This is a genomic window from Enterococcus rivorum (assembly GCF_001742285.1).
GTDB classification, from domain to species: domain Bacteria; phylum Bacillota; class Bacilli; order Lactobacillales; family Enterococcaceae; genus Enterococcus_L; species Enterococcus_L rivorum.
Genome location: NZ_MIEK01000008.1, coordinates 66,350 through 74,739 on the forward strand (window position 1 = coordinate 66,350; position 8,390 = coordinate 74,739).

Genomic DNA, 8,390 nt, shown 5'->3' on the forward strand with positions numbered 1-8,390 from the left:
AAATCAATAAAAAAACAGTAAAGACCTTTTCTAAAATGCTCCTATTAATCATATCTTTTTCTTTTTGAAGAAGCTGGTATTCCTAATAAATCACGATATTTCGCAACCGTTCTCCGTGAAATATCCACCTCTTGATCTTTCAGTAAGTCAGCCAGTTTTTGATCTGAAAAAGGTTTTGCTTTGTCTTCATTAGCTACTAATTCCTGCAATTGTTTCTTTACACTATCGGTAGAAACTATTTCACCAGTTTCATTCCCAGTAACCAAACCAGAAGTAAAAAATGAGCGTAGTTCAAAAACACCAAAGCTTGTTTCAATATATTTTCCATTTACAGCTCGACTAACTGTAGACTCGTGAATGTCTAAGGCTTCCGATACTTCTTTTAGAATCATTGGTTTTAACGGTCGTTCTGGACGAATAAAAAAGTCCTTTTGGCGTCTGACAATTTCCATTCCAACTTGTAAAATAGTATCTCCTCGCTGTGCGATTGTTTTTTCTAGCCATTCAAATTCTAATTTTTTCTCTTTAATGTACTCTTGAACTTCTTGGTCTTCTATTTTTTTCATTCGTTCAAAATACCCTTGTTGGAAATTAATCGTCGGCATTCCTTTTTTGTTTGAAATGACAGTAAATTCATCGTCTTTAATTCGTAATGTTAAATCAGGACGAATATAAAGTCCTGTAGTTGATTCGAAAATCCTGCCAGGTGAAGGAGATAAAGTCTGAATATAATCAAAAATTAATTGTACCTCTGATAAATCAATAGCAAACTTTTTAGCTATAGCTTGCCATTTTCGATGAACTAGATTTTCAAAATCTTCTTCTAGCACAATATATGCAAGGGTTGGCGCCTGGTCATCTCTTTCGGTCTGTAACATCAAACATTCTTGAATATTTCTTGCTCCTACACCCGCAGGATCTAATTGTTGTAGCAACGTTAAGGCATCTAGCATTTGAATGGCACTTGCCCCTGTCTTTTCAACAGCTTCGTCTAAATCAAGTTTTAAATAACCATTTAAATCAACAAATTCAACTAAATATAAAACTAAACGACGCAGGTACGTATCTCGATAATTTAAATGAACTTGATCAATTAAAAATTCGAAAAGCGATGTTTGACTATCGGGAATTTGGTTCAGGTAATTATTTTCTTCATTTATAAAAGACGCTTGGCTTGAATTACTCGTCGGATAATCTGAATAGTGGGTATCTATTTTGATATCAATTAAAGGATTTTCAAGAGATTTCGCTTCTATGTATAAGAGTAAGTCCTCTGTATTGTATTGCAAGATTTGGATAGACTGCTGTAATTGTTGTGTCATAGCCAATTTTTGAACTTGCTTTTGCTTTTGGGACAAATGTTGTTGAAATTTCATTATTTTTTGTCCTCCCTCTTGTAATTTTATGTAATATCAGCTAAACTATTACTCGTGCATGCGCCCTTAGTGTAGTGGATATCACGTAAGATTCCGGTTCTTGAGACGGGGGTTCGATTCCCTCAGGGCGCGTTTTTTTAATTCTTTATTACTACTTTATATTATGAATTATAGCATATCTTTATGCTATTTTTTGTTGTATTTTTTCTTTTCCTTATCTCTAACACACTTATTTTCTTTTCATTTTGGATATAACATGTTATCGTTGAGGAAAGAAGGTGAAAGTAATGTCTTTTAATCCCAAAATTGAACAGTTAATTCTTGAAGCTTCTGAACGTAAACAACAACCATTAGTTGCAAACATCATTAATTTCCCTGATTTCGATCAAGAGGATGTTCAAGAAACTGCCCAAAAATTAATAAATGATGGACAAATAGATGCAAAACTTCATTTTCATTACAATGATTTGTGCACCATCACATTCAATCCAACTGACTTAATGTGAGAAACTCCATAAAGTCGTTGTGTTTTTTCTTTTTTATTCTCATCTAAAATACGGTTTTAATATTTGGAGGATTTAGAATGACTGATTTAGCTCATAATCTTATGAATCAATTGACACCTTTTTTTGAATTATTTGTTTTAGCACTGAACGTTTTTTCCATTGTCATTCTGATATGGGGTGTTATTATTGCTGGATACGATTTTATAAAAAATGAGTTCTCAAATCAAGGCCGCGTTTGGATGACTAAACAAAATAATTTTATTAAAAACTATTTAGGTAGTTATGTTTTGCTTAGTTTAGAAGTCTTGATTGCTGCCGATATTATTGAGTCTATTTTGAAACCGACTTTTCAAGATATTTTAAAATTAGGTATTTTGGTCATTATTCGAACAATCATCTCTTTCTTCCTTCATAAAGAAATTGAAGAAGCGATGAATAGTAAAGATAAATTGGAAATTGATAAGGAAAAAATGAAGTAGAATTCAAAAAAACTGAACCCTTAATTTTGGGTTCAGCTTTTTTATTTTACTTTTTTATAAAATTATTTCTAATCCTTACTAAAATAATAGAGTGGTTGATGACTTAAGCGCTGCATTTGGCGTTTTTTATCTTCAATAATTGACAATAATTCTTCAGAAAAACTTTCAAGAATCACTCGACCGCCTTTATAAGTGCTTCCTCCCATAGAAATTACTTGTTCGGGGGTTAAAATCACTTTGCGATGGGCAATTTTTTTGAAAAATTCTTCCACTAAGTATGTTGGTAAATAAAAATTGTTCTGAGCAGAAAAAGACTCTAAGTAAATAAAATCATCTATACTGATATAACAATCATCAATTGACATAAAGTTAACTGACTTATCTACATAAATCTCCCTCTTTTGTAAAATTTCGTTGACTCTTTTGTTCAAAAGATTTAAGGTTTCAATCTCCTTGACATAGTTTTCAAGTTCTCGATAATGGACTGATTTCTTTTCTTCATAAGAAACACGTAAGGCAACACCAACTGTAGCAATAATTGCTCCTACGATAACACCAGCCATTCCTGACAAAAACACTAACATATTCGTTCCCTCATTCTATTAAAAGTAATATTTTCAGTATAACATATTCTGCAATCTGGGTAAAAAAAATTTGCAAGAATTTAGCAAACAAAATCGTTGACCTTTTTTGACCAATAAAGTATACTTTTTTTAAGCATTCAACCATGCTTTATGATAAAATAACTTAGATAGTTTTATATAGGAGGAATTTAATATGAATTTAATACCAACAGTCATTGAACAGTCTTCTCGTGGCGAAAGAGCTTATGATATTTACTCTCGTTTATTAAAAGATAGAATCATCATGCTGAGTGGTCCTATCGATGATAACGTAGCAAACTCAGTAATCGCTCAATTGCTATTCTTGGACGCTCAAGATTCTGAAAAGGATATTTATATTTACATCAACTCACCAGGTGGCAGTGTTTCTGCTGGTTTAGCAATTTTTGATACTATGAACTTTGTTAAAGCAGATGTTCAAACAATTGTTTTAGGAATGGCAGCTTCGATGGGCAGTTTCTTGTTAACCGCTGGCCAAAAAGGTAAACGATTTGCTTTGCCGAATGCTGAAATTATGATCCATCAACCTCTTGGTGGTGCACAAGGACAAGCAACTGAAATTGAAATTGCTGCAAAACATATTTTAGATACTCGTGATCGTTTAAACAAAATTTTGTCTGAACGGACAGGTCAACCAATTGAAGTAATTGAACGTGATACCGACCGAGATAACTTCATGACGGCTCAACAAGCAAAAGAATATGGTTTGATTGACGAAGTGATGGAAAATAGCGACTCATTAAACTAGACTTATCTAAAAAATGCCTGAGTGTAAAAATTTAGGCATTTTTGTGTTCTATTAACTGAAAAAGAGCTACACTATTATTAGTTGAAATGAAAGGATGAAAAAAATGGATATTTCTATTATTGATGGATCTAAAGTAACTCCTAAGAACGGACTAATTATCGGAAATAACGAAGCGTCAATAAAAATCGTTGAATTTATGAATGTTCGTTGCCCCTTTTGTAAAAAATGGTTTGATGAATCTTTTGACTTGCTGAATAAGTATGTTAAAACCGGACAATTACAACGAGTAATTAAACTCTATGATAAAGAAAAAGAAAGCTTGAAACCAGGCAATATCATGCACCGCTATATTGATTATAATTCACCAGAAAAAGCTCTTAGTGATTTACAAAAAATATACGCGACTCAAAATAGTTGGGGAAACCTTTCATTGGAAGATGTGGCAACTTTCGCTGAAACCCAGTTAAATTTGACAAAAAAAGTAAATGAAGTAATTATACAGTCTGTTTTGACAGAAGCTAATGCTGCAAATATCCAATTTGTTCCAACGTGTATCATTGGTAAACATATTTTTGACGAATCAATCACTCTCGAAAAACTAACTGAATATATAGAAAATTATTAAACAAAAACCGTATCCAAAAAGTAGATTACTAGATCTATTTGCTGGATACGGTTTTTTATTTCAGTTAACTTCACTAAATTTTATGTTGATTTTTCTATCCTTCTCATTATTGAGAGGTTATACAAACGGACTGCGAAATAGATTCTTCCTGTTCCACAGCCATTGGGATTCCTCCCACCAACTTATTCAAGCAAAGTCATTTTTTCAACTGCGTAATTTTTCAGCAAACTCATTTATTTTCCTAATTCTATGGTTAATTCCCGATTTTGAGATTGCTCCTGATGGGATGATCTCTCCCAATTCTTTTAAACTCACTTCTGGATATTCTAAGCGTAGTTCTGCAATTTCTCTTAATTTGTCTGGTAATGCCCCTAAGCCAACTGTTCCTGCGATAAATTGAATATTATCAATTTGTCTTGAAGCCGCATCAATAGTTTTATTTAGATTGGCCGTTTCACAGTTAACCAAACGATTAACTGAATTTCTCATATCTCTGACGATTCTTACATCTTCAAATTTCAGCATCGAATTGGTCGCTCCAATCAGAGTTAAAAAATCGGCAATTCTTTCTGCTCCTTTTAAATAAGAGATGTATCCATTTCTACGTTCTAACGTTCGAGCATTCAGGTCATAGTAATTTAACATTCGACAAATATCGTCATTGTGTTCTTCATAAATTGAAAATATTTCTAAATGATACCGGCTAGTTTCTGGATTATTAACTGAGCCTGAAGCCATGAAAGCACCACGTAGATAGGATCTCATTTTTTGAGCATTTCCCATAATTTCGTCAGACACATGGGTGTTGAACATCATCCCATCCATTATATCTAAATCAGCTAAGACATTCTTTGTTCCCTGTTTTAAACGGACAATGTAGACATTATTCTTTTTCAGCTTCATTTTTTTGCGAACCAATAATTCCGATTGAACATCATAATGATCTTTTAAAAGAGAATAAATTCGTCTCGCAATGGCTGCATTTTCTGTCTGAATATTCAAAACAAATTGTTGATTGACTAAACTTAAAGAGCCATTCATACGAATTAGCGCTGCCAACTCCGCTTTTGCATGTTCTCGGTGAACTTCTAATGTTGTTAATTCCTTTTTTACATCTGCTGCAAAAGACACACCTTCTCCTCCTTCAGTCTCTAAAAAAATCTAATATTTTGCCCCAAAAACGATTCTAAATAATTCGTCTACGACCTTGTCTCCATCGTGAAACACGCCACCATCTCGTAGCTTTAAGAAATCAGTTGAAATCACCCGACAACCTTCTTCTCTCAATCCTTGGAAATCATGTTCTACTTGAACTAAATACTCATCATAGATTTCAGGATTCATATATCCTTCTGGCACATTTTCTGTATTTACTAAAACCGTATTTACAAATTTACTGTCTAAATGATCATTTAATACACGAACGTGATCTGCATCCGAAAAATGTTCTGTCTCTCCCTTTTGGGTCATGATATTACATATATAAACCACTTCTGCTTTAGTATTCTTAATCGCTTCTCCAACCTCATTAATAACTAAATTAGGTAATATACTTGTAAACATACTCCCGGGTCCAAGAACAATCATGTCTGCCTCTTCAATAGCTTTTACCACTTTACGAGCTGCTTTTGGTTGCTCTTCGTCATTCGTATTTTTAACAAATACACGATCAATTGTTTTACGATCTGTAGCAATATTTGATTCTCCTACCGCTTCTGTTCCATCTTTAAAGACCGCATGGAGAGTCAGTGGTTTCTCTGAGGATGGATAAACATGACCATCCACATGCATCATTCTAGAAAGTAATTGAATTGCTTCATAAGTACTACCTCGCATTTCAGAAACAGCTGCAATAATAAGATTGCCAATCGCATGATTAGCAAAATAATTGTCTTCCTCGTTAAATCGATATTGAAAAATATCTTCGTAAAGTTGTGGCATATCAGACAAGGCAACTAAAACATTTCGCAAATCACCTGGTGGAGTCAAATTCATAGAGTCTCGGATAGCTCCACTACTACCTCCGTCATCCGCAACAGTAACTACTGCTGTAATATCAGCACTTTGGTTTCTTAAACTTTTCAAAATTACAGGTAACCCAGTTCCGCCGCCTACCACAACAATTTTCGGTTTTCTAATACGATATTTTTTGATTGTCACGAACGATTCACCGTCTCTTTACGCTTTCCTTTATCCCGATGAGTTGTATTAACATGGTATTCACTCGACAACTCTTTCCCTACACGTTCGGTCAAAGCTACAGAACGATGTTGTCCACCAGTACAGCCAATCGCAATGGTCACACTGCTTTTCCCTTCTTTTACATAGCCTGGCATAACATTCTTCAGTAAATCAATAAATTTCGTATAAAATTCTTCTGTTTTGGGAAAGCCCATGACATAGTCATACACTGCTTCATCCATTCCTGTTAGAGTTCTCAATGCTGGAATATAGTGAGGGTTTGGCAAAAAGCGAACGTCCATCACTATATCAGCATCAATAGGTAATCCATATTTGAAGCCAAAAGAAACCATCTCAATCCGAAACTCATGAGTGTCTCTGGATTTAAATTGTTCATTAATTTTTTCACGCAATTGTCTTGGACTTAAATCTGTTGTGTCAATTACAACTTGCGCATCCCCTCGAATCTCTTCAAGAATCGCTCGTTCTTTGCGGATTCCTTCAGTCACCAAACCATCTCTAGCCATTGGGTGAGCTCTTCTAGTTTCTTTATAACGAGATACTAGCTCTTCATCCGTAGCGTCTAAGAACATTATCGTTGTATCAATAAAATTAGTGTTTTCTATCTCAACAAGCATATCTTGAATTTGACGGAAAAAAGTTCTCGAACGTAAATCAACTACTAATGCAATTTTTGTTACTTTTCCCGATTCTTTTATTAACTCCCAAAATTTAGGAATTAAACTAGGTGGCATATTATCTATACAAAAATAGCCCATATCTTCAAAACTTTGAACAGCTACAGTTTTACCTGCACCGCTCATTCCAGTGATAATTACTAACTGTAAATTTTCAGCCATTATTGTCTCCCCTTCTCTTTATAGGTCCGATGTCCCCTATCTCTACGTCAGTTGTACTTCTAGGAGTATAGATTATAGATACAGAACATTTTATCTATTATATCATTCCGGGCGTATCAAAGGAAGCCTTTCAGATTTTATACGCAAGTTTGAACAGTAAATTAGATTCAATAAATAAAGAATGAGACAAAACATATTCTGTCTTGTCTCATTCTTTCTATTTTTAGATATCTATTTTTATGCATCTTCAATTAGGCTTAAGTAGTCAATATTTAAAATTGGATTGTCACTGTTAATATTAGCACGATCAGCAGGGTGGCATTTAACAACACGTACTTGAACGTCTTTATCTTTCTTTAAAACAGCCTGTCCGACAAAAAACCACGAAAATTCTGGACGGTGACATAAATAGGCTTGGCCAACTTTCACTTCTGTCTTTTTCATGAAAATCATCCTCTCAGTCTTATGTTATCTATAGAATAGCATGATTTTCAGAAAAAAATTATTCAATTTTCGTAAAGAAATTTTCTTTTTTTGACTATTTTTAGTATTTTAAAACATTTTATGTTATTTTAAATTGAATAAAAGAAATAGAATGTAATTTATATCAAAAAATCTTCCTATTTTACTCGAATCCATTGCCTCTTTAGTAAAATAGTTACTCAGCTTTCTTTAAAAATAAAGAAGCCATTTTTTATCCAAAGAAAAAATACCCTTCTTAATTTTAATAGCAGCGCATTTCTCTTTTTCAAACGAACTTTTCATTAAGGATATATATATATATATATCAATTAGAATTGAATAATATATCTACCCTTATTCTTATTCTACTGTACGCTTCGCTAAAACGCCATACCACAATTGTTTTTTTATAATTCACTTTAAACTTATATATTTTGATTTGTCAAATTAAGCTGGACAAATGCTTATCATTTACGTAACTCAAAAATACCTCTAATGGTGTCTGATACTTTAATGATTTTCTTGGTATA

10 protein-coding genes and 1 tRNA gene are annotated in these 8,390 nt (G+C 33.3%); 5 read left to right on the forward strand and 6 right to left on the reverse strand.

Annotation, left to right across the window (positions count from 1 at the left end):
- Positions 1-44 precede the first annotated feature (44 nt).
- A complete protein-coding gene (rpoN, locus tag BCR26_RS04015) occupies positions 45-1,376 on the reverse strand; it encodes an RNA polymerase factor sigma-54 (RefSeq protein WP_069697689.1) in 1,332 nt (443 codons plus the stop codon).
- 60 nt (positions 1,377-1,436) lie between these two features.
- Here rpoN and BCR26_RS04020 point away from each other — a divergent pair.
- From BCR26_RS04020 to BCR26_RS04030, 3 genes are all read left to right on the forward strand, one after another.
- Positions 1,437-1,508: transfer RNA gene (locus BCR26_RS04020), tRNA-Arg, on the forward strand.
- Between the two features lie 155 nt (positions 1,509-1,663).
- Positions 1,664-1,882: a hypothetical protein gene (locus BCR26_RS04025; protein ID WP_069697690.1), complete on the forward strand. Its 219-nt coding sequence runs from the start codon at positions 1,664-1,666 to the stop codon at positions 1,880-1,882.
- A gap of 77 nt (positions 1,883-1,959) precedes the next feature.
- Positions 1,960-2,361, forward strand: a complete 402-nt coding sequence (locus BCR26_RS04030; protein ID WP_069697691.1) for a DUF1622 domain-containing protein — start codon at positions 1,960-1,962, stop codon at positions 2,359-2,361.
- 68 nt (positions 2,362-2,429) lie between these two features.
- Here BCR26_RS04030 and BCR26_RS04035 read toward each other — a convergent pair whose 3' ends face one another.
- Complete coding sequence (locus BCR26_RS04035; RefSeq protein ID WP_069697692.1) at positions 2,430-2,945, reverse strand: hypothetical protein; 516 nt, start codon at positions 2,943-2,945, stop codon at positions 2,430-2,432.
- 193 nt (positions 2,946-3,138) lie between these two features.
- On the opposite strand from BCR26_RS04035, the gene clpP reads away from it, so the two are divergent.
- On the forward strand, positions 3,139-3,732 hold the full coding sequence (gene clpP, locus BCR26_RS04040) for an ATP-dependent Clp endopeptidase proteolytic subunit ClpP (protein ID WP_069697693.1): 594 nt from the start codon (positions 3,139-3,141) through the stop codon (positions 3,730-3,732).
- A gap of 103 nt (positions 3,733-3,835) precedes the next feature.
- On the forward strand, positions 3,836-4,357 hold the full coding sequence (locus BCR26_RS04045; protein ID WP_069697694.1) for a DsbA family protein: 522 nt from the start codon (positions 3,836-3,838) through the stop codon (positions 4,355-4,357).
- 204 nt (positions 4,358-4,561) lie between these two features.
- On the opposite strand, the gene whiA is transcribed toward BCR26_RS04045, so the two are convergent.
- The 4 genes from whiA to BCR26_RS04065 all read right to left on the reverse strand — a co-directional run bounded on the left by whiA (position 4,562) and on the right by BCR26_RS04065 (position 7,842).
- Positions 4,562-5,488, reverse strand: a complete 927-nt coding sequence (gene whiA / locus BCR26_RS04050) for a DNA-binding protein WhiA (RefSeq protein WP_069697695.1) — start codon at positions 5,486-5,488, stop codon at positions 4,562-4,564.
- Between the two features lie 30 nt (positions 5,489-5,518).
- Complete coding sequence (locus BCR26_RS04055) at positions 5,519-6,517, reverse strand: gluconeogenesis factor YvcK family protein (RefSeq protein ID WP_069697696.1); 999 nt, start codon at positions 6,515-6,517, stop codon at positions 5,519-5,521.
- Positions 6,514-7,398, reverse strand: a complete 885-nt coding sequence (gene rapZ, locus BCR26_RS04060) for an RNase adapter RapZ (RefSeq protein ID WP_069697697.1) — start codon at positions 7,396-7,398, stop codon at positions 6,514-6,516. Before rapZ ends, BCR26_RS04055 begins: the two co-directional genes overlap by 4 nt.
- 237 nt (positions 7,399-7,635) lie before the next feature.
- Positions 7,636-7,842, reverse strand: coding sequence for a hypothetical protein (locus tag BCR26_RS04065; RefSeq protein WP_069697698.1), 207 nt, complete (start codon positions 7,840-7,842; stop codon positions 7,636-7,638).
- Positions 7,843-8,390 lie beyond the last annotated feature (548 nt).